General features: G+C 63.2%; 20 protein-coding genes and 1 pseudogene. 15 read left to right on the plus strand and 6 right to left on the minus strand.

Going from position 1 to position 21,161, the window contains the following annotated elements:
- Positions 1–44: 44 nt before the first annotated feature.
- The 3 genes and pseudogenes from WCJ41_RS07105 to aguB all read left to right on the plus strand — a co-directional run.
- A pseudogene (locus WCJ41_RS07105) lies at positions 45–350 on the plus strand (septal ring lytic transglycosylase RlpA family protein); the annotation flags it as partial.
- 217 nt (positions 351–567) lie between these two features.
- Positions 568–2,670 (plus strand): FAD-dependent oxidoreductase, encoded by a 2,103-nt coding sequence (locus tag WCJ41_RS07110; protein ID WP_336905148.1) that lies wholly within the window; start codon positions 568–570, stop codon positions 2,668–2,670.
- 5 nt (positions 2,671–2,675) lie between these two features.
- Positions 2,676–3,563, plus strand: coding sequence for an N-carbamoylputrescine amidase (gene aguB, locus WCJ41_RS07115; protein ID WP_336905149.1), 888 nt, complete (start codon positions 2,676–2,678; stop codon positions 3,561–3,563).
- Here aguB and WCJ41_RS07120 read toward each other — a convergent pair.
- Positions 3,560–5,014, minus strand: a complete 1,455-nt coding sequence (locus WCJ41_RS07120; protein WP_336905150.1) for an MDR family MFS transporter — start codon at positions 5,012–5,014, stop codon at positions 3,560–3,562. The genes aguB and WCJ41_RS07120 overlap by 4 nt on opposite strands.
- Before the next feature lie 115 nt (positions 5,015–5,129).
- Positions 5,130–5,822, minus strand: coding sequence for a GntR family transcriptional regulator (locus WCJ41_RS07125; protein WP_336905151.1), 693 nt, complete (start codon positions 5,820–5,822; stop codon positions 5,130–5,132).
- 79 nt (positions 5,823–5,901) lie between these two features.
- Between WCJ41_RS07125 and WCJ41_RS07130 the strand changes: the two genes are divergently transcribed.
- From WCJ41_RS07130 to WCJ41_RS07175, 10 genes are all read left to right on the plus strand, one after another.
- Complete coding sequence (locus WCJ41_RS07130) at positions 5,902–6,951, plus strand: TIM barrel protein (RefSeq protein ID WP_336905152.1); 1,050 nt, start codon at positions 5,902–5,904, stop codon at positions 6,949–6,951.
- A 4-nt stretch (positions 6,952–6,955) separates the two neighbouring features.
- A complete protein-coding gene (locus tag WCJ41_RS07135; protein ID WP_336905153.1) occupies positions 6,956–8,098 on the plus strand; it encodes a Gfo/Idh/MocA family oxidoreductase in 1,143 nt (380 codons plus the stop codon).
- A gap of 142 nt (positions 8,099–8,240) precedes the next feature.
- Positions 8,241–9,332, plus strand: coding sequence for an ABC transporter ATP-binding protein (locus tag WCJ41_RS07140; protein WP_336905154.1), 1,092 nt, complete (start codon positions 8,241–8,243; stop codon positions 9,330–9,332).
- 47 nt (positions 9,333–9,379) lie between these two features.
- Positions 9,380–10,813, plus strand: a complete 1,434-nt coding sequence (locus tag WCJ41_RS07145; RefSeq protein ID WP_336905155.1) for an extracellular solute-binding protein — start codon at positions 9,380–9,382, stop codon at positions 10,811–10,813.
- Positions 10,814–10,883: 70 nt separating this feature from the next.
- On the plus strand, positions 10,884–11,945 hold the full coding sequence (locus tag WCJ41_RS07150; RefSeq protein WP_336905156.1) for a sugar ABC transporter permease: 1,062 nt from the start codon (positions 10,884–10,886) through the stop codon (positions 11,943–11,945).
- A 3-nt stretch (positions 11,946–11,948) separates the two neighbouring features.
- Positions 11,949–12,893, plus strand: a complete 945-nt coding sequence (locus WCJ41_RS07155) for a carbohydrate ABC transporter permease (RefSeq protein WP_336905157.1) — start codon at positions 11,949–11,951, stop codon at positions 12,891–12,893.
- Position 12,894: 1 nt separating this feature from the next.
- Positions 12,895–13,983 (plus strand): ABC transporter ATP-binding protein, encoded by a 1,089-nt coding sequence (locus WCJ41_RS07160; protein ID WP_336905158.1) that lies wholly within the window; start codon positions 12,895–12,897, stop codon positions 13,981–13,983.
- The gene (locus WCJ41_RS07165; RefSeq protein WP_336905159.1) at positions 13,980–14,420 is read left to right on the plus strand and encodes a hypothetical protein; all 441 of its coding nucleotides are present in this window, start codon (positions 13,980–13,982) and stop codon (positions 14,418–14,420) included. Before WCJ41_RS07160 ends, WCJ41_RS07165 begins: the two co-directional genes overlap by 4 nt.
- 1 nt (position 14,421) lies before the next feature.
- Entirely contained in the window at positions 14,422–15,366 is a 945-nt protein-coding gene (locus tag WCJ41_RS07170) for a sugar kinase (RefSeq protein WP_336905160.1), read from the plus strand.
- Positions 15,363–16,055, plus strand: a complete 693-nt coding sequence (locus WCJ41_RS07175; protein WP_336905161.1) for an SDR family NAD(P)-dependent oxidoreductase — start codon at positions 15,363–15,365, stop codon at positions 16,053–16,055. The genes WCJ41_RS07170 and WCJ41_RS07175 overlap by 4 nt, the downstream gene beginning before the upstream one ends.
- A 23-nt stretch (positions 16,056–16,078) precedes the next feature.
- Here WCJ41_RS07175 and WCJ41_RS07180 read toward each other — a convergent pair whose 3' ends face one another.
- The gene (locus tag WCJ41_RS07180; RefSeq protein WP_336905162.1) at positions 16,079–16,849 is read right to left on the minus strand and encodes a glucose 1-dehydrogenase; all 771 of its coding nucleotides are present in this window, start codon (positions 16,847–16,849) and stop codon (positions 16,079–16,081) included.
- 74 nt (positions 16,850–16,923) lie between these two features.
- Here WCJ41_RS07180 and WCJ41_RS07185 point away from each other — a divergent pair, with 74 nt between their 5' ends.
- Positions 16,924–17,253, plus strand: coding sequence for an L-rhamnose mutarotase (locus tag WCJ41_RS07185; RefSeq protein WP_336905163.1), 330 nt, complete (start codon positions 16,924–16,926; stop codon positions 17,251–17,253).
- Positions 17,254–17,307: 54 nt separating this feature from the next.
- Here the strand turns inward: WCJ41_RS07185 and WCJ41_RS07190 are convergent, their stop codons facing one another.
- From WCJ41_RS07190 to WCJ41_RS07200, 3 genes are read right to left on the minus strand one after another with little or no spacing between them, the layout of a single operon-like run.
- Positions 17,308–18,243 (minus strand): SRPBCC family protein, encoded by a 936-nt coding sequence (locus WCJ41_RS07190; RefSeq protein WP_336905164.1) that lies wholly within the window; start codon positions 18,241–18,243, stop codon positions 17,308–17,310.
- 1 nt (position 18,244) lies between these two features.
- Complete coding sequence (locus tag WCJ41_RS07195; protein ID WP_336905165.1) at positions 18,245–19,447, minus strand: Tm-1-like ATP-binding domain-containing protein; 1,203 nt, start codon at positions 19,445–19,447, stop codon at positions 18,245–18,247.
- 8 nt (positions 19,448–19,455) lie between these two features.
- Positions 19,456–20,298: a sugar phosphate isomerase/epimerase family protein gene (locus WCJ41_RS07200; RefSeq protein WP_336905166.1), complete on the minus strand. Its 843-nt coding sequence runs from the start codon at positions 20,296–20,298 to the stop codon at positions 19,456–19,458.
- 99 nt (positions 20,299–20,397) lie between these two features.
- On the opposite strand from WCJ41_RS07200, the gene WCJ41_RS07205 reads away from it, so the two are divergent.
- Positions 20,398–21,150 carry a DJ-1/PfpI family protein gene (locus WCJ41_RS07205; RefSeq protein ID WP_336905167.1) on the plus strand — a complete coding sequence of 251 codons (753 nt, stop codon included), beginning with the start codon at positions 20,398–20,400 and terminating at the stop codon, positions 21,148–21,150.
- Positions 21,151–21,161: the final 11 nt, after the last annotated feature.

A 21,161-nucleotide genomic window follows, 5' to 3' on the forward strand; every position in this document is an offset into this window, starting at 1 on the left:
TGAAGCAGGTGCGTTTTGCCGCTGGGGCGGCTGTTGCCATTGTGATGGGATTGACGATGATGGGTCAGGCCGACGCTGCCCAGACCGGCAAGGCCTCCTACTACAAGCACGGTGCCCGCACGGCGAACGGCGAACGCTTCAACCCCAACGGCTATACGGCCGCCCACCGCACGCTGCCCTTCGGCACCAAGGTGCTGGTGACCAACGTCAAGACCGGCAAGTCGGTCATCGTCCGGATCAACGACCGCGGGCCTTTTATCAAGAGCCGCATCATCGATGTCAGCTATGGCGCCGCCAAGGTGCTGGGCATGACGGGTGCCGGCGTCGCCACGGTGAAGATCGTGCCGCTGAAGAAGTCCGCTGCCGCTCCCGCCGCTGCACCCGCCCCGATCGCCGCCGTCGAGACCGTGGCCGAAAACGTGGGCGAGGTCTTCTCGCTGCGCTAGGCATCTGGGAAATCGCCGCTGAATTGCGATTTCCGATCCTCCGTCATGCGATAATCTATTTCGTCGATCCGCGCGGTGCTGGCATTGTCCGGCGCCGGGATTTCGTTTGGAGGTGACGTTCATGGACAATGGCTCAGGCCCAGCCGGCGGCGCGATGCTGCGCGACCCGCGCTATGACATCCTGTTCGAGCCGGTGAAGATTGGTCCCGTCACCGCCAAGAACCGCTTCTACCAGGTGCCGCACTGCAATGGCGGCGGCTACCGCGACCCGTCGGCTGCGGCCGAGATGCGCCGGGTGAAGTCGGAGGGCGGCTGGGGCGTCATCTTCACCGAGCAGGTGGAAATCCACCACAGTTCCGAGATCACCCCCTTCATCGAACTCCGCATCTGGGACGAGGACGACATGCCGGGCCTCGTGAAGATGGCCGATGCCATCCACACGAATGGCGCGCTGGCGGGAATCGAGCTCGCCTATTCCGGTGCCAATGGTCCCAATCTCTATACGCGCGAGGTGCCGCTTGCGCCCTCGCATACGCCGATCCTCACCTTCACCAGCGACCCCGTGCAGGCGCGCGCCATGGACAAGGAGGATATCCGCAACCTCCGCCACTGGCACAAGCTGGCCTACAAGCGGGCCAAGCGTGCGGGCTACGACATTCTCTGTCTTTATGGCGCACATGGCTTCGGCGTCATCCAGCACTTCCTGTCGCCGCGCACCAACCAGCGGACCGATGAATATGGCGGCTCGCTGGAGAACCGCTCGCGCCTGCTGAAGGAACTGATTTCGGACGCACGCGACGAGGTTGGCGACACCTGCGCCATCGCGGTGCGCCTGTCGCTCGATGAGCTGGCCGGCGAGCAGGGCTTCTCCAACGCCCAGCTGCGCGACATGGTGGCGATGCATGCGGAACTGCCCGACCTGTGGGATTTCGCCCATGGCACCTGGGAAGCCTGTTCCGGCACCTCGCGCTTCAAGCCCGAGGGTGCGCAGGAAGACCTGATCCGTGGGTTGAAGCAATTGACGCCGAAGCCCGTTGTCGGCGTCGGCCGCTTCACCTCCGCCGACATGATGGTGCGGCAGGTGCGCCAGGGGCTGATGGACTTCATCGGCGCCGCACGGCCCTCGATCGCGGACCCGTTCCTGCCGAAGAAGATCGACGAAGGCCGCATCGAGGACATCCGCGAGTGCATCGGCTGCAATATTTGCGTGACGGGTGACATGACCATGTCGCTGTCGCGCTGCACGCAGAACTCGTCCTTCATGGAAGAGTGGCGCAAGGGCTGGCACCCGGAGACGATCAAGCCGAAACAGTCTGACGCCAAGGTTCTTGTCGTCGGTGCAGGCCCTGCTGGCCTCTCCGCTGCGCACAAGGTGGGCCTGCGCGGCTATGAGGTGGCACTCGCCGAAGCCACTGCCGAGCTGGGTGGCCGTGTCACGCGCGAGAGCAAGCTGCCCGGCCTCAATGCCTGGGCGCGCGTGCGCGATTATCGCCATGGCCAGATCGTCAAGATGACCAACGTCAACATTTATCGCGATTCAGCGTTGACGGCGGATGACGTGCTGGGCTTCGGCTTCGAACACATCGCTATCGCCACCGGTGCGCGCTGGCGGCGCGACGGCATCGCGCGTTACAACCTGCTGCCAATCCCGCTGGCGGCATCCACGCCGGTCTTCACGCCGGACGATCTGATGGCGGGCTCGCTGCCTTCTGGCGACGTCGTGGTCTATGACGATGACCATTACTACATGGGCAGCGTGCTGGCGGAACTGCTGGTGCAGAAGGGCTGCAAGGTCACCTTCATCACGCCTGCCTCGCGCGTGGCGGAATGGAGCTTCAATACGCTGGAGCAGGGCACCATCCAGGCGCGGTTGCTCGACATCGGCGTGAATGTGAAGGTGACGCGCGGGCTGGCCTCGGTGGAGGCCGACGGCATCACGGCACTCTGCACCTATACCGGCAGACCTGAGCGCATCGGCTGCGATGCGGTGGTGATGGTCACCGCGCGCCTGCCGGAGGATGGGCTGTTCCTCGCGCTGAAGGCACGCGCAGAAGAGTGGGCCGACAACGGCATCGCCTCCGTCAAGGTCATCGGCGATGCCAATGCACCCGCCGCCATTGCCTGGGCCACCTATGCCGGGCATCGCTATGCAGAAGAACTGGAAGCCCCAGCAATCGGCGATGCGCTGCCGTTCCGCCGCGAAGTCGCTCGCCTGAAGGATTGAACGCCATGACCATGCTCACAGTCGCCATCACCCAGATGGCTTCCGATAACGACTGGACGAAAAATTGCGACAAGGCGGAGCGTCTGGTGCGCGAAGCCGCAGCCAAGGGTGCCAGGCTCATCCTGTTGCAGGAACTTTTCGATGGCGACTACTTCTGCATCGAGCAGCACGCGAAGTTCCTCACGCAGGCGGAGGAGCTTGACCGTCACCCGACGGTGAAGCGCTTCGCGGCATTGGCGAAGGAGCTGGGTGTGGTGCTGCCCGTCAGTGTGTTCGAACGCGCCGGCACCGCGCATTACAACACCACCGTGTTCGTCGATGCCGACGGCCGCGAGCTCGGCATCTATCGCAAGAGCCACATTCCGGATGGTCGCGGCTATCAGGAGAAGTTCTATTTTTCACCCGGCGATACGGGCTTCAAGGTGTGGGACACGGCCGCGGGCCGCATCGGTCTTGGCATCTGCTGGGATCAGTGGTTCCCCGAATGTGCGCGTGCCATGGCGCTGATGGGTGCGGAAATACTGCTCTATCCCACCGCCATTGGCTCTGAGCCGCCGAACCCGGATTATGATTCCTCAAGCCACTGGCAGAACTGCATGCGTGGCCATGCGGCGGCCAACATCATGCCGCTCATGGCATCGAACCGTGTTGGCAAGGAGACCGCACCCGACGGGCGTTCCGACATCTTCTACGGCCGCTCCTTCATCGCCGACTATCAGGGCGAGAAGGTCGAGGAGATGGACCGCACGGAAGAGGGCCTGCGCCTGGCGAGCTTCGACATGGACGCGATCCGCGAGCTTCGGCGTTCATGGGGCGTGTTCCGCGATCGGAGGCCTGAGCTCTATGGTGCACTGATGACGCTGGACGGCAAGACGAAGAGCGCCGCCGTCTAGTCCACCACCACCGCTTCCGCCGCATGCCGCGCCGAGGAGCGCAGAGGCCGCTCCTTCATCCACAGGATGAAGACAAAAGCGATGCAGAAGCCGATCGCCGTGGCGGCGAAGATCGGCGTGAAGCCGCCGGCGGCCACGCTGCCCGCGGTGTGAAGTGCTGCCTCGCTGATGCCGGAGGCATTGAGCAACGCGCCGAAGATCGCCACCGTCACTGCGCTGCCGAGCTGGCGGAAGAAGTTCATCGTGCCGGTGGCGGTGCCGAGCTCATGGACCTCCACGGCGTTCTGGATCGCGACGGTGGTGGTGGGGAGCACGGTACCGAGCCCGATGCTGATGACGGCCAGCACGGTGGCAAACAGCCAAAGCGGCATGGCATCGGCCCACAGCGCCAGTGACGTGGCGCCAAGTGCTGCGAAAAACAGGCCGATCACCGGCACGCGCTTGTAGTGCACGATGCGGCCCATCAACTGCCCCGCGATGGTCGCTCCAATGACGGTTCCGACCATCAGCGGAATGAGGCCGAGGCCTGACTCCGTGGTGCTCATGCCGCGGGCCGACTGGAAATAGACGGGGAGGTAGATCGACAGCCCGATATAGGCGCCCATGCCGCAGGAGGCCGCCACGGTGCCGCGCGCCACCACGTTGTTGTTCAAGACCGAAAGCGGGATCAGCGGTTCATGCGCGGTGCGGATGCGCCAGACGAAGAGCAGCCACAGTGCCAGCGACCCGGCGAACAGGCCGAGGATGCGCGCCGAGGTCCAGGGATAGACGGTCCCGCCGTCATGCAGCGCCAGCATCATCGCCACCGTGGCCGCCACGAGCAGCACGGCGCCCAGCACGTCAAGCTCATGCGGCCGGTCATGGCGGGGCAGGCGTTTGAGGGCATTGTTGCTCATGAAATAGGCAAGGGCGCCCAGCGGCAGGTTGATCCAGAAGATCAGCGTCCAGTGCAGGTGCTGTGTGAAGAAGCCGCCGAGTGTAGGCCCGAGCAGGCTTGCCAGCAGGAAGACGCTGGCGAAATAGATTTGGTAGCGGCCGCGTTCCTTGGGCGCCACGATGTCGGCGACGATTGTCTGGGCAAGCGAGATGAGGCCGCCACCGCCAAGGCCCTGGAGCGCGCGTGCTGCGATCAGCCATCCCATGGAAGGGGCGAGCGCGCAGGCAACGGAGCCAACGACGAAGGTCACGACAGCCAGCGTCATCGCGGTGCGGCGGCCCTTGATGTCGCTGAACTTGCCATAGAGCGGCGTCACTGCCGTGGCGGTGAGGAGATAGATGCTCGCCACCCAGGATATGGCGTCGAAGCCGCCAAGATCGCTGGCGATGGCGGGAAGGGCGGCGGCGATGATGGTCTGGTCCAGCGCGCCCAGGAACATGGCAACGCCCACCCCGATCACGATGGTGCGGATGTCGGTATGCGACAGGAAGGCGCGTGGCGTGCTGCGGGTCATCAGGGTCCGTGATGGTGGGCGGGAAGTTTCGGTTCGGCTGGTCTAGTCCATGCCACGCCACATGGCAGGCGGCAATTCCGCAAGGCAGCCTCGCGCCCGGTGCAGTGATCCGGCGCTAGACCAGCCCAGGGCCGTCCAGCACTGCTACCGTGCTGCGGTAGGCGGCATCGAGGTGGGCCTTCATGGCGACAGCCGCCTTGGCGGAGTCGCGGCTGTTCAGCCCACGGATGATCTCGCGGTGCTGCTCCAGAGTTGCTTCCGCCTGTCCGGCGCGCGGCAGCATCATATGGCGGCAGCGGTCGAGCTGGGCCTTGGAAATCTCGATGGTGCTCCACACCCGCGGCAGGTCGCTGATCTCGGTGATGGCGTGGTGGAACGCATCATCCTGCGCGATGGCCTCGGCGAACAGCCGCTTTTCCACCGCGCGTTCGTGGCGGGCAAGAATGTCGTGGAGGCGGTCGGCATGTTCCTGGCTCATGTGCTGTGCCGCCTGGGCCGCACTTTCCATCTCCAGCGCGCGGCGGATGAGGAAGGACTCCTCGATGGCCTTGCGGTCCATCTTCGAGGCCCTGGTGCCAGACTGGGCGACGACATCGACGAGGTGCTCGTCGGAGAGCCGCTTCACCGCCTCGCGCACCGGCGTGCGGGAAACATCGAGCTGTGCTGCGATCGCCTTCTCGTCGATCACTTCGCCGGGCCTGATGACGCCGCTCAGGATCAGCCCGCGCACCAGCGGATAGATCTGGTCACGCAAGGGGCGGGAGCGGTCAAGCCGAAGTGTGGTCAGGTCCACGGGCATGGCTGTCATACTAATATAACAGTTCTGGACAGCAAGGCGGATTCGAGTCTAGCATCACAAAAAAGAAGCTAACCGCGTGGGAGGCAACATGGCGGGCAAGAACAATTTTCCCAAGCTTCACAATGCGATGTGGCCTGGGCTCGTCGGCAAGGGACCGGACTCGGAGCCGCCCATCGACCTTGATACGATGATCGCGCTCACCGCCAAGGCAGAGGTCAATGGCGTGAAGTTCGACGGCATCGACATTTTTCATGCTGCGCCGCACACAAACATCGACTTCACCGCTGACGAAGCGAAGGCGCTGGCCGACAAGGCCGCGAAGCACAACCTCGCCATCGGCTCCATCGTGGCGCCCGTCTGGCCGCCGGTGGGCGGCGGCTCCGCCATGGGCTCGGCCGAGGACCGCGCCAAGTTCGTGGCGAACGTGCGCAAGTCCTGCGAACTCGGCAAGGCGCTGCGCGACTTAGGGGTCCGCAAATATGGTGTCATCCGTATCGACTCGGCCTCGAGCCCGGCCGATTGGGCCAAGGACCCCGTGGCCAGCACCAAGCTGATCGCCCAGACCTGGCGCGAGGCCTGCGACGTCGCCAAGGACTTCGGCGAGCGACTGGCCGCCGAGGGCGAGATCTGCTGGGGCGGCATGCACAGCTGGAAGGCCATGGTCGATACCCTTGAGGCGACAGACCGCCCCGGCATCATCGGCTTCCAGGCCGACATGGCCCACACGCTGCTCTACACCATGGGCTACAATGCGCCCGAGGCGGCACTCCTGCCCGAAGGCTTTGACTGGAAGGACCAGGCCCAGCTCGATGCGGCCCTCGTCAAGATGACCGACATGCTCCGCCCCTGGACCATCGACTTCCACGTCGCCCAGAACGACGGCACGGTGAAGGGCATGGGCTACCATGACAAGACCGGCCGCCACTGCATGGTAACCGACCCCAACGGCCGCCTCGACATCGTGAAGCATGCCGGGATGTGGCTGAGGAACAAGGACGGTTCCCTCACCAAGACCATGAAGCACATCTGCTGGGATGGCTGCATGTTCCCGAATGAAGTGATGATGAAGCAGCAGACCTGGAACGACATTCTCGGTGTCATGATCAAGGTCCGCGATGCGCATGGCTGGGAGGGCTGATCGGATGGCGAAGAAAGCTCTCAACATCGGCATGGTGGGCTATGGCTTCATGGGCCGCACCCACTCCAACGCATTCTCCCAGGCGCCGCATTTCTTCGACCTCGGCTACAAGCCGGTGCTCAAGACGATCTGCGCGAGAAATGCCGATAAGGCCAGGGAATTTGCGGATCAGTGGGGCTATGAATCGAGCGTCACCGATTGGCGCAAGCTGGTCGACGACAAGTCGATCGACCTGATCGACATCGCCAGCCCCAATGACACCCACATGGAGATCGCCATCGCCGCCGCGCATGCGGGCAAGATGGTGATGTGCGAGAAGCCCTTGGGCCGCAACGCCGCCGAATCAAGAAAGATGGTCGAAGCGGTGGAGCGCGCCGGTGTGCCCAACATGGTGTGGTACAACTATCGCCGCGTGCCTGCCGTGACGCTGGCCAAGCAGCTCATCGACGAGGGCCGCCTCGGCAAGATCTTCCACTACCGTGCCAAGTTCCTGCAGGACTGGACCATCTCCAAGGACCTGCCGCAGGGCGGCCAGGGGTTGTGGCGACTCGACGTCGGCGTTGCCGGTTCGGGTGTCACGGGTGACCTGCTGGCGCATTGCATCGACACCGCCATGTGGCTCAACGGCGGCATCAGTTCCGTCACCGGCCTCACCGAGACCTTCATCAAGGAGCGCCACCACAACATCACCGGCAAGACCGAGAAGGTGGGCATCGACGATGCCAGCCTGTTCCTGTCGCGTTTCGACAACGGCTCGCTCGGCAGCTTCGAGGCGACGCGCTATGCCCGCGGCCATAAGGCGCTCTACACGCTGGAGATCAACGGCGAACATGCCTCGATCTTCTGGGACCTGCATGACCTTCACCGGCTGCAGTATTTCGACCACCGCGACGAGGGCCGCACGCGGGGCTGGCGCTCGGTGCACATCACCGACGGCGACCACCCCTACATGGCCAAGTGGTGGGTTCCGGGCCTGCAGATTGGCTACGAGCACACCTTCATTCATCAGGCCGCCGACTTTATCGACGGGTTGACGTTGGGCAATCCTGCCGCTCCCACCTTCCGTGATGCGCTGGCGACTGATCTCGTGACCGATGCCGTGCTCAAGTCGGCGCAGACCGGTCAGTGGGAGAGCGCCAAAGACTGATTTCAAGTTTGCATGAAGTTTAGGCACAAGTGGCTGTGCCACAGGTGTTGGAGAGGTTGAAAGGCGTCTTGCAAATCGTCGGAGACAGGTTAGTCTCCTTCGCCAAGAAGAGCCCAGAGGGCCGCTGAGACAGGGAATGGGAATGGCCGGAAGCAACGCTCCAGCACTGCGACTGTCGGGGATTTCAAAATCCTACGGCAAAGTACGCGCGCTCGAAAATCTGTCCTTCGACGTGGCCGAGGGTCGCTTCTTCGTGCTGTTCGGGCCCAGCTCGGTTGGCAAGACAACAACACTGCGCACCATCGCGGGTCTCGTCGCAACCGATTCAGGCCGCCTTGAAATCAATGGTCATGACGTCACCACCGCGCCCATCGCGGGCCGTGGCGTGTCCATGGTGTTCCAGTCCTTCGCGCTCTATCCGCATCTCACCGTCTACGAAAACTTCGCCTATCCGCTGAAGGAAGAGGGCGTTGGCCGGGAAGAGATCGACACGCGCGTGAAGGAAACCGCGGCGATGCTCAAGCTCTCGCATCGCCTCGAGCGCAAGCCCAACACATTGTCGGGTGGCGAGCAGCAGCGCGTGGCGCTGGGCCGCTCGCTGATCCGTCGCCCCAAGATCCTGCTGCTCGACGAGCCGCTCACCAACCTCGACGCCAAGCTGCGCCATGACATGCGCGCGGAATTGAAGCGGCTGCACCGCCAGTTCGGCATGACCATTATTTATGCCACGCCGGACGAGCTCGAAGCCCTGTCGATGGGCGAGGAGATCGCGGTGCTGCGCGATGGCGCCGTCGTGCAGCGCGGCACGCCGGACGAACTCTACGAGCAGCCGGTTGACACCTATGTGGCGGGCAAGATCGGCTCGCCGCACATGAACCTGGTGAAGGCGAGTCTCGCCGCCGATCTGTCGAGCCTCGACACGCCGCTTGGCAAGCTTATTGCGGGCCGCAAGCTCCATTCCGCCAATGCGGGCGAGGCCGCACTCGTCGGCATCCGTCCGAGCGACCTGCGCCCCGCTGCCGCGGGCGAGGCCGCCGTTCCATCCCGCGTCCACCTTATCGAGCCCCTGGGCGACGTGACCGTCGTCTCGGTCGAGGCCGGGGGCGAGACGCTGCGCATGGTGCTTCCCGAACAAGTCGCATCGGGCCTCAAGCCCGGCGACGCTGTTCCGATCGCCATCGACCTGAGCAAGATTCACATCTTCCGTGCCGCCAGCGGACAGGCAATGACCTGACGTTTTCGGCCTGAAGCCTAACGGTTAACCATGGGAGGAAACCTGACATGACCGTTGTTACGAAGATGAAAGGGTTCGCGGCCGCTGCAGGCCTCGCCGCAACCCTGATGACCGGAGGGGCGGCTCAAGCCCTTGCGGAAGAAGTGACGCTGACGATGGCGGTGCCTGATTGGCCGCCAACCCGCATCATGAAGAAGTTCTTCGACGAGCAGTACAAGCCGAAGTCCGGCAACACCGTGAAGCTCGACGTCGACTTCATTCCGTGGCCCGACTTCTACACGCGCGTCAACGCGTCGCTGACGTCCGGCGAGCAGAAGTACAACTTCATCGTCTCGGACTCGCAGTGGCTCGGCGCCTTCGTGGAAGGCGGCTATTACCGCAAGATCAACGATCTTCTCGACGCCGACCCGGAGTTCAAGAAGACGCTGATGAGCGTGCACCCCGCACCGCTCGCGGCCTATTCGACCTACCCCTACAAGTCGGAGAACTACTACGGCTTCCCGCAGTTCCCGGACGTTCTGGTGAACTACGGCCGCAAGGACATTCTCTGCAACGAGGAAGAGCAGAAGAACTTCCAGGCCAAGTACGGCAAGAAGCTTCCCTGCACGGGCGAAGAGCTCGACGCCATGACTTGGGATGACTTCAAGAACGTCGGCGAATTCTTCCGCCGCAAGAAGGGCGAGATGCTGGCCGGTGCGCCTGCCGAGGACGATTTCTATGGAATCGCCTTCCAGGCCGGCAAGGGCTACGACTTCTCGTCGATGCAGATCAACGGCTTCATCTGGCAGATGGGCGGCAACGTGTGGGATGAAACCCAGGCTCCGACCGGTCAGGCTGAAGGCGTGGTCAACTCTCCCCAGGCCGTCGCGGCCCTCGAGAAGTACCTGAGCATGCTTGAGTACATGCCGCCCGTCGCCAAGACCGGCACCATGGACATCTTCAAGTCGGACGAACTGTTCCGCGAAGGCAAGGTCGCGATGAACATCGACTGGATCGGCCTGGGCGAAGCCTCGCTCGATCCGAAGTCATCCAAGGTTTCGGACAAGCTGGTGTTCGGCCAGATGCCCGGCACCATGGGTCCGGACGGCAAGATGATCCGCTGGTCCAACATCGGTGGCCAGCCCTTCGTGCTGACCACCTGGACGACGCCGGAGCAGACCACGGAAGCTGTCGAATTCGTGAAGTGGTGGCTGTCTGACGACATCCAGCACCAGTTCGCGGCCTCGGGCGGCCAGTCGGCTGTGAAGTCGGTCTACGAAGACCCGAAGTACGTGACCTATCGTCCGTGGAACCGCGCCTGGGCCCCGCAGCTCGACTGGCAGAAGGACGTGTGGCACGTGCCGCAGTTCTTCGAGCTCCTGACGCAGCAGCAGGACCAGTTCGACCTTGCCATCACCGGCAAGCAGGACGCCAAGACCACGCTGGATAACGTCGCCAAGTTCCAGCAGGACCTGCTGAAGAACGCCGGCCTGATCCAGTAACACGCCTCAACCCCGGGTGCGGGGATGCTTGTCCCCGCACCCTTCTTTTCCCCTCCGGAATTCAGTGCCGATGACCTCCACGACAGCGACAGCTTCGCCGCCAGCCCTCATGCGCCTGTCCCCCGACAACTGGAAACTCGCCATTCTGGTCGGGCTCATTGTGTCGGTGATCGCTGCCATCGCACTGCCGGCCTCCGCGTCTTTCCTGGTCATTGGTGCCATGGCGGCCATGATCGCCGCCGCCTTCGTGATCAATGCCTATCGCCGTAAATATTACGGTGGGCTTCTCGTGGCGCCGGCAATCGCCGTGCTCTTCGTCATGAACATCTTCCCGCTGCTGTGGTCGCTGGGGCTTTCGTTCTACGCCTACCAGTCGAACCAGCAGTCGATCCGCTTTGTGGGTCTTGCCAACTATATCAAGGTCCTGACCAACGATATCGCGGCGCCCGCCAACTGGGCGGCCCTCGTCAATACGGCGATGTTCGTCGTGCTCACCGTCACTGCGCAGATGATCGTCGGCTTCCTGCTGGCTATGCTGTTCGCCAAGCAGTTCCCGCTGCGCAAGTACCTGCTCATCCTCGTGCTGACGCCGATGATGCTTTCCGTCGTCGCCTCGGGCGTGTTCTTCACCTATTACTATGACCCGACCTTCGGCATCCTCAGCTATGTGGTCAACGCCATCACCGGCGGTCAGTTTATCCTGATGAGTTCCAAGGTGGGTGCGGTGACAGGCATCGTCTTCGCCGATGCCTGGATGTGGTCGCCCTTCGTGATGCTTCTCGTGCTGGCCGGCCTCGTCTCGGTGCCGAAATACCTCTATGAGGCAGCCGCCATCGACCGCGTGTCCAAGTGGCGCCAGTTCTGGACCATCACCTTCCCCTATATCCGCGGCCTGCTCATGCTGGCGCTGCTGTTCCGCACCATCGAGGCCTTCAAGCTCGCCGACCTCGTCATCCTGCTCACCAAGGGCGGCAATGACACGATGACGATCTCGTATCACCTGATCCGTATCGCCAACGAGCAGAACAAGACGTCGGAGGGTGCCGCCATTTCCTACCTCATGCTGTTCATGGTGATCGTGCTGACCAACCTCTACCTCTACATCGCCAATCGCCGCAGCGAGGGAGCCTGAGCCATGACCGAACACAACTCCATCTGGGAGGCGCTTGGCTTCCGCAAGGCGAGTGGCGTAGGCGAGGCCGGTTGGGGCCGCACGCTGGCGGTTGCCATCGTGTCGCTCATCTACTTCCTGCCCGTTCTGTTCATCATCTTCACCGCCTTCAAGCCGCAGGATGCAGCCCTCTCGGTGCCGCCCACCCTGTCGCCCACCTCGTTCTTTGGGCTGATCCCCGACAAATACGTCTTCACGCCGACATTGGATAACTTCGGCTCTGTGTTCATGCGCTCCATGACCACGGGTGGTGCACCTGAAGCCACGGGCTTCGACCGCTACTTCTTCAACTCCATCGTCATTGCCTCGTCATCGGTGCTGCTGGCGCTGGTGATCGGCACGCTCGCCGCCTTCGGCTTCTCGCGCTATCCGCTGAAGGGCAACGACACCTATTTGTTCATCATCCTGACAACGCGCATGCTGCCGGCCATCGTGGTCATCATTCCGGTGATCCTGATGTTCCGCGTGGTGGGGCTGTCGGGCTCCTATACCGGCATCATATTGCTCTACACCGCCTTCAACCTGGCCTTCACCATCTGGATGATGAAGAGCTTCTTCGACGAACTTTCGCTCGACGTGGAAGACGCCGCCCGCATAGATGGCTCGTCGGACGTGAGGGTTTTCTTCAAGATCGCCCTGCCGCAGGTTGTCGCCGGCCTTGCCGCAACCTTCGTCTTCGGCCTCATTCTCACCTGGAACGAGTTCCTCTTTGCGCTGCTGCTGTCAGGACCTGACACGCGCACCGTGCCGGTGGCCATGAACCAGGCGGTCTCGTCTGGCGGCCGCGGCACTGACTGGACGCTGCTGGCGGCGATTGAAACCCTGTTCCTCATCCCCGTCTTCCTCGTCACCTTCTTCCTGCAGAACCATCTGCTGAGGGGCGTGACCTTCGGTACCGTGAAGCGCTGACATGTCGACGATTGAAATCCGAAAAGTCACCAAGCAGTTCGGCTCCTTCACCGCGGTGAAGGATGCCGATCTGAAAGTGGAAGCAGGCGAAGTGGTCTGTCTCCTCGGACCCTCTGGCTGCGGCAAGACCACGACGCTGCGCATGATTGCCGGCCTCGAGCGCGCCACCAGCGGAGACGTGATCATCGCGGGCCAGCGCATGAACGAGTTGTCGCCACAAAAGCGCGACATCGCCATGGTGTTCCAGTTCTACGCGCTCTATCCGGCCCTCACCGTGGGCCAGAACATCGCGATGCCGCTTCATTACGAGGGACTGTCCAAGGCTGATTCCGACGCCCGCGTCATGAAGGTCGCCAAGATCATGCACCTCACCGAGGTGCTGGACCGCATGCCGAACCAGATTTCGGAGGGTGAAAAGCAGCGCCTCGCCGTGGCCCGCGCCATCGTGCGTGATCCCAACTGCTTCCTCTTCGACGAGCCGCTCTCGCGGCTTGACGTCGAGCTCCGCCATTCCATGCGCGGCCAGATCAAGGAAGTGCTGACAGGCCTCTCCAAGGCGACCGTCATCGTCACGCATGACCAGCTCGAGGCACTTACCATGGCCAGCCGCATCGCCATCATGAAGGATGGCGTGATCGAGCAGGTCGGCACGCCCCACGAGGTCTTCGCCAAGCCCACCAACGTCTTCGTGGCAAGCTTCATCGGCACGCCGCAGATGAACCTTGTGGAGGCCGATCTCCGCAGCTTCGGCGACGGCAAGGCCGACGTCATGCTGGCAGGCCAGTCGCTCAGCATCGCGGCAGACCCCGCGGTCTCGCGCCTCAGGCCGTCGAAGGTCACCGTCGGCATCCGGCCCCGCGCCTTCTCCACCGTGCAGGACAAGGGTGGCGACACGATTGCAGCGCAGGCCGAATTGATCGAGCCGATGGGTGCGGAGACGTTGATCCATGCCCGCACCGCCTCGGGCGGTGACATTCGCGTGGTGGTTCCGCGCGACAAGCGGGTGAAGGTGGGCGAGGCGCTGCATTTGAAGCCCGATCCGCGGCAGACGCATTTCTTCGGCCAGGACGGCAAGGCGGTGCGCGCATGAGCAACCATGATCAGGGGATGACCCGCCCGCAGGCGCTGCGCCTCGAATTCTTCATCATCGGGCTTGGCATCTTCGCGCTGCTTCTGATCTTCCAGCCCTTCAGCCTGAAGCTCTTCGCCATCGGCAGCGTGCTGGTGGTCATCGCCGGGCTCATCAACAACCTGCTGCCCATGGCCCAGCCGGGCGTGAAGTTCCGCAGCGTCGTCACCGTCGCCATGGTGGTGGCGATGATCTTCTGCATCGTGCTGCTGATCTCGATTGGCGCTGCGCATCTCTATGGTGCCTTCTTCCTGAAGCCCCCGGATCCGAACACGCTGGCCGGCAAGGCGCAGTTGGCAACGCCGCCCTTCTGGCGCCAGCAGCTGGTGTGGGGCATCGCTGCCGTGGCGGCGGTGCTGGCGGTGATCATAACGATCATGAACAAGATTCGGGACTGACATGGCGAACGACGTTTCTGTGATCGGCCTCTACATCCTCGATGTTCTGGGCCGGCCCGTCACCCGCATTCCTGACCGCGGTAACGTCGACTTCATCGAGGAGATTCGCCTGACCGTTGCCGGCACCGCCGGCGGCACGGTGGTCGATACCGCGAAGCTTGGCCTGAAGAGCCTCGCCGTCGGCGCGGTGGGTGACGACGAGAAGGCCGACTGGGTGCTGATGACGCTCCAGAAGCATGGCATCGACACCTCGGCCATGCAGCGCATCAAGGGTGTTCCGACTTCCGCCACCATCCTCAACGTGCGCCCCAATGGCGACCGTCCTGCACTCCACGTGCGCGGCGCATCGGATCACTTTGACGTGCCAGCCTCCGCCTACGAGAAGGTTTTCGATGCGCCCATCATCCACCTCGGCGGCACCGGGCTTCTGAAGAAGCTCGATGGCCCGGCCTCCGTCACGCTGCTGAAGGAAGCCAAGAGGCGCGGCCGCACCGTCACCTTTGATCTGATTGCGGCGAGCGCCGAGACCATTGGGATCGTCGAACCGCTTCTCCCCTATATTGATTATTTCATGCCTTCGATCGAAGAGGCCAAGGACATGTCGGGGCAGGAAAGCCCGGAGGACTGCGCCAGGTTCTACCTCGACAAGGGGGCCCAATGCTGCGTCTTCACGCTGGGCGGCGATGGCGCCTATTACGCCCACAAGGATGGCACGCGCCTCAGGTCGCCTGCCTATGAGATCGAGGTGGTGGACACGACCGGCTGCGGCGATGCCTTCGATGCGGGCTTCATCGCCTCCCTTCACCACAAGATGGATGTGGAGACCTCGCTGCGCTTCGCCCAGGCTTCCGCCGGGCTCGTTGCCACCGGGCTTGGCTCTGACGCCGGGATCGTGAGTTTCGAAGACACAATCGACAAGATGAAGAACTGGAAGATCAAGCGATGAGATTTCAAGGCAGGCGTGCCGTCGTCACGGGCGGTCTCTCAGGCATCGGCGAGGCAGTCGCCAGGCGCATCACCGCCGAGGGCGGCAAGGTCGCCATCTGGGACATGCAGGGCGGTATCAAGACCGACATTTCCAACTGGGATTCGGTGCAGGCAGCGGCCGCCGAAACGGTGAAGCAGCTGGGCGGCATCGACATCCTGGTGAACAGCGCAGGCATCGCCGGCCCCACCGCAACCGTCCTCGACATCACCATGGATGACTGGCACCGCACCATCGCCATCAACCTCAACGGCACCTTCTACACAAACCGTGCCGTGGTTCCCCACATGATCGCCGGCAATTACGGCCGCATCGTCAACATCGCCTCGATTGCCGGCAAGGAGGGCAACCCCAACGCGTCGGCCTATTCGGCGTCCAAGGCGGCGGTGATCGGCTTCACCAAGTCGTTGGCCAAGGAACTGGCGAAGACCAACATCACGGTCAACAGCGTGACACCCGCCGCCGTGCGCACGCCCATCTTCGAGCAGATCGCCCAGAGCCACATCGACTTCATGCTGTCCAAGATCCCCATGGGGCGGTTGGGCAAGGTTGATGAGGTGTCCAGCCTCGTCTGCTGGCTTGCCAGCGAGGAATGCTCATTCTCGACGGGTGCGGTGTTCGACGTCTCGGGCGGCCGCGCCACCTATTGAGGCGCGCGGGCCGCTTTGTTGCGTCATATCGCCGTATAACCTCCATCGACCAGCAGGTCGTGGCCGCAGATCATGTCGGAGGCAGACGATGCGAGGAACAGCACGGCGTCTGCCACTTCCATCGGCATGCCGAAGCGGCCGCCCGGGATCTTGGCCTTCATCGGGTCGCCCTTCTCCGGCTGCCCCCACACCTGCGCGCCCATCGGCGTCAGGATCACGGTGGGGCAGACGGTGTTGATCTGGATGTTGTGCTTGCCCCATTCCACCGTCATCACCTTGGTCAGCATGTTGAGGCCCCCCTTGGAGGCGCAATAGGCGGCATGGCCCTCGAGGCCCACCACACCCGCCTGCGATGAAACATTGATGATCTTGCCCGCCTTGCGTTCGATCATGCCGGGCACTATCTCGCGCGCCAGCAGGAAGGGCGCGCGCAGGTTCACCGCCATGGTGGCATCCCAGTCGGCCACCTTCGCATCCTCCAGCCTGTCGATGAGGGCAATGCCTGCGTTGTTCACCAGGATGTCGATGTGGCCGAAATAGGCCAGCGCGTCATGAGCAGCCTTCACCGGGCCATCGGCTGTCGCCATGTCGGCCGAGATCGCCACGCAGCGCCGGCCCAGTGCCTCAACAGCTGCCTTCACCTCGGCCAGGCCCTCGCGGTCACGGCCCACGGCGGCGATGTCGGCGCCTGCATCTGCCAGCACTTTGCAAGTCTCGAGGCCAATGCCCTTGCTCGCCCCCGTCACCAGCGCGTGCTTGCCCTTGAGGCCAAATCTTTTCGTCCAGTCACCCATTGTCTCACCTCCGGTTTTTGGCGATCTTCATGTGGAGAACGCCAATGGTCAATGGCAAGCACAGGGAACCGCACATGCAGAGAATGGGACGCGTCATCAAGCTGAAGCCGGAGATCATCCCGGAGTACAAGCGCATCCACGCCGCCGTCTGGCCGGAGGTGCTGAAGGCCATCCGTGACTCCAATATCCGGAACTATACGATCTTCCTCAAGGAGCCGGAGAACATCCTCTTTGCCTATTGGGAGTATCACGGCACCAACTTCGAGGTCGACATGCGCAAGATGGCAGAGGTGCCGCGCATGCAGGAGTGGTGGAAGATCACCGACCCCATGCAGGTGACCTTCGAAACGCGCAAGGACGGCGAGTGGTGGGCGGACATGGAGAACGTATTCCACACGGATTGAGGTCGTGGCCTCACTCCACCCTCATCAAGCCCGCGTATGAAGAATACAGGAAAACTACTTCTTCCGCTTCTTGCCGAAGTAATTCCGCTCCAGTTCAGCAAACGCCCGCTGGTAGACGTTCTGCTCGGTGCGCGGGATCAGCACCACGTCGTCCTGCGGGCTTGCCACCCAGTCGCCGGTCCAGACGCCGAAGGTGGTGTTGTCCGCCGTCACTGGCCACAGTCGGGGCCCCGAGACATAGTTCATCCACGGGATCTCGCATTTGGTGATGCGGTAGGAGAAGCTGCGCGTGATGTCGTCAAGGTGCAGCAGCTCCTCGTTGAGGTGCCCGTCCCCAAAGCGGAAGTCGCGGATGCCGGACACCTTGTCGGAGCGATGGCGCTTCAGCATGTGCATCTTGGTGATCTCGCCATGCCAGCCGCCCATGCCGGCGAAGTCGCGCATGATCTTCCACACATCATCGACCGGAGCCTTGATGACGCGTGACGTCCACACCTTGTTGGGCTGAAAGCCCTTCCAGCGCTCGGCACCTTCCGGCTTCGCAGGCTTCGTCTTGGCGATCAGGTTGCCAAGCGACTTGAAGTTTCCGGCGAAGACGTCGTTGGAGACGATCTTCTGATACTTGGCCTCATCACCTGGCGCCTCGTCGAAAGTCGCTTCCCACTCGGCGAAGGTCTGGTCGGTGTGGGTGACAGGGTAGAGCCTGAGCGTGGCGAGGTAGTTTTTCACCGGGAAGGCCGGCGTCTCGAAATTATAGCTGAAGCAACGCTTCGCATCGTCCAACATCAGCAGGCGCTCGCGCACCAGCGCGCCATTGGCGAGGTGGAAGGAGCGGATGCAGCCAACGACGTCTGCGTCGAGGCCCTTCTCGATCTTGGAGGTGGTGACACCGCCGCCCGTCCACTTCGGCAGCGCGTTGAAATCCCGCACGATCTCCCACACGGTTTCGACGGGAGCCTTCAGGATGATCGATGCATAGGCGCGGGCCATTCTACTGTCCTCTGGTGATGTCGCGGAAATGGTGAACGGCGGCCTCGGCGAAGGCCGGGTCGTTGATGTGGGCGTCGATCTCGATGAGCTGGCGGTTGGGTGCCGCCTTCCAGGCCTCGCGGATTGCGGCGAACAGGGCGACATCGGCAGCCGGATCATGGAAAGGCTTGCCCGGCGCGTCGATGGCGGAGACACCGTGGAGCGGCAGCAGGAAGCGAACCGGGCCTTCCATGCGGTTGACGCGCTCGATGATCCAGCGACCGATGGCGGCATTCTCCTCCGCCGTCGTGCGCATCAGCGTCACCTGCGCATTGTGGACATAGAGGTTGCGATGGTCGAACCGAGGGGGAACGCTCTCGCGCCCGCCGAAGTTCACCATGTCGCAGGCACCGACCGAGCCCACCCAAGGAATGCGCGTGCGGATCACCGAGCCGAAGCGATCGTCCGTGCAGGCAAGCACGCCGCCGAACAGGTGGTCCGCCACTTCCGTCGTGGTGAGGTCCAGTGCCGCGGTGATGAGCCCCGAATCGATCAGCTTCTCCAGGCATTGCCCGCCCGTGCCGGTGGCGTGGAAGACAAAGCATTCGCAGTCGCTGTCGATCAGGTGGCGGACTTGCGTGATGCAGGATGTGGTCACGCCGAACATGGTGAGGCCCACGGCGCGCTTGGCTTCCTGCGTGGCGGGAACGCCGTTCATCGCCATGCCGGCAGCGGCGTGAGCGGCATTGCCGATCACCCGCCGCGTGATGGCGTTGAGGCCCGCAACATCCGCCACCGCATGCATCATCATGATGTCGGTGGGGCCGACGTAAGGGGCGACATTGCCGGATGCCATGGTGGAGACCATCAGTTTCGGCACGCCGATCGGCAACGCGCGCATCGCCTCCGTCACCATCGAGGTGTTGCCGCCGCCGCCCAGCCCCAGCACCGCGCCGATGTCGTTGCGCGACAGGAGATAGCGCCCGAGCGCCTCCGCCATGGCGGTTACTGCCTTGCCACGGTCGGCATGACCCAGCACGGCATCGGCACCCTGTGGGTGGTGCTTCGCCACCATCGCCGGCGTCACGTCGGTCTTCGCCGTGCTTGGCGTGGTGGAGATATCGACAAGCAGGGCAGGGGCGCCAGCGGCGATCACCTGCGCCACCGCGTAGCGGAGTTCCGCCTCCTTGGTGTCGCAGGTGCCGATGACGTAGACCGGCTTCACGCCCGCCTTCACGCCTTCGCCCAGCCCTGCTTCATGTTGCGGAAGCCGAGCTTGTAGACTTCCTCCGGCGAGGGCGCGAAGTCGCGCCACACCCGGGTGGCAGCGGCGAGTGCCGGCATCGAGCGGCCGAAGGCCTCGATGGTGAGGAAGCCATCATACTTCGCCTTCTTCAATGCCTTGTAGGTTTCAGCCCACGGCACATGGCCCTTGCCCGGCGTGCCCCGGTCATTCTCGGAGATGTGGACGTGCACCATGTGCGGGCGGATGGTCTTGATCGCAGCCACCGGGTCCTTCTCCTCGATGTTGGCGTGGAAGGTGTCATACATGCCCTGGACGTGCGGGTGGTCGACCTCGTCCAGATAGTCGTTCAGCTGCTGCATGATGTTGAGGAAATAGCATTCGAAGCGGTTCAGCGCCTCGAGCGCGAAGGTGACACCCTTCTTGCCCGCATGGTCGCCCGCCTTCTTGTGGAAGGAGAGGGCGCGCTTCCGCTCGGCTGCGGTGGCGGGGTTGCCGGAGAAGAAGCCCAGTTCCGAATGCATCGGTCCGCCGAGGATGGGGGCGCCCAGTGCGGCGCAACAGTCGATGGCCCATTTGGCGTAGTCGAGGGCGGCGGCCTGGCTCGCCTTGTCGGGTGACAGCGGGTTCTTGCCCTGGATGACGCTCACCACCGAGCGCTCGAGTCCGATCTTGTCCAGCAGTGCGCCGAGCCTGGCGTAATGGGCGGGGTCGCCCTCGAACATCGGAATCTCGACGCCGTCATACCCGGTCTTCTTCAGCGCCCGCAAAACGGGCTCATGCGCCAGCGTGACGTGCGGCGTCCACAGCAGCAGATTGAATCCAAGCTTCATTGACATGCCCTCCCAAGCACCGGCGCAGGACAAACCGTCTCGCGCCTCTTGTCAATTCCTGATATACGCCTTTCAAACGACGAACTGGAGGACCCGCCCATGAACAAGCCGCATGATCCTGCCAGCGCCACCAACGCCGCACTGCTGAGGGCCCAGGCCTTCATGACGCCTTCGCCTGTGCCGTCGATCTCGACCGAGCTTCTGGTGTCGGCGGATGGCGAACTCAATCGCGAGCTCCACAAGTTCCTGTTCGACCCGCCGTCGAACCCGGAGCTGCTCAAGGGCAAGAAGATCGCCATCTGCTGCTCGAACGGGGTGGAGGAAATCGAGATCGTCGGCGCCACCAAGTGGCTGACCGAGCATGGCGCCACAGTGCATGTGGTGGCCCCGCGCATCGGCGAGTTCCACCCGACCCTGGGCCTGCGCTTTCCCCCGCTCACCAAGACCCATGTGTTGGCCATCCGCCTGATGGAAAATGCCGGCTGGCTGCAGATCGACTGCTACATGGATGAGGCGAAGGTGGCAGACTACGACGCCTGCCTATTCCCCGGCGGCTGCTGGAACCCGGACTTCCTGCGCGCCGACAAGGACGCCCAGAAGTTCGTGCAGGACATGCTGGCCTCGGGCAAGCCCACCACCGCCATCTGCCATGGCCAGTGGGTGATGGTCAGTGCGGGCATCCTCAAGGGCAAGAAAGCCACCGCCGTGTGGAACATCCACCCCGACCTCGCCAATGCCGGTGCCACCGTGCTGGACGAGCCCTGCGTGGTGGACGGCAACCTGATCACCGCCCGCTTCCCCTATGACCTGCCGCGCCTCGTGGAGGCGCTGGTGAAGCAGCTGGTGAAGTAGGTCTGTTCGCC

Origin of the sequence: Aestuariivirga sp. (assembly GCF_037139295.1) — a bacterium.
GTDB lineage: Bacteria > Pseudomonadota > Alphaproteobacteria > Rhizobiales > Aestuariivirgaceae > Aestuariivirga.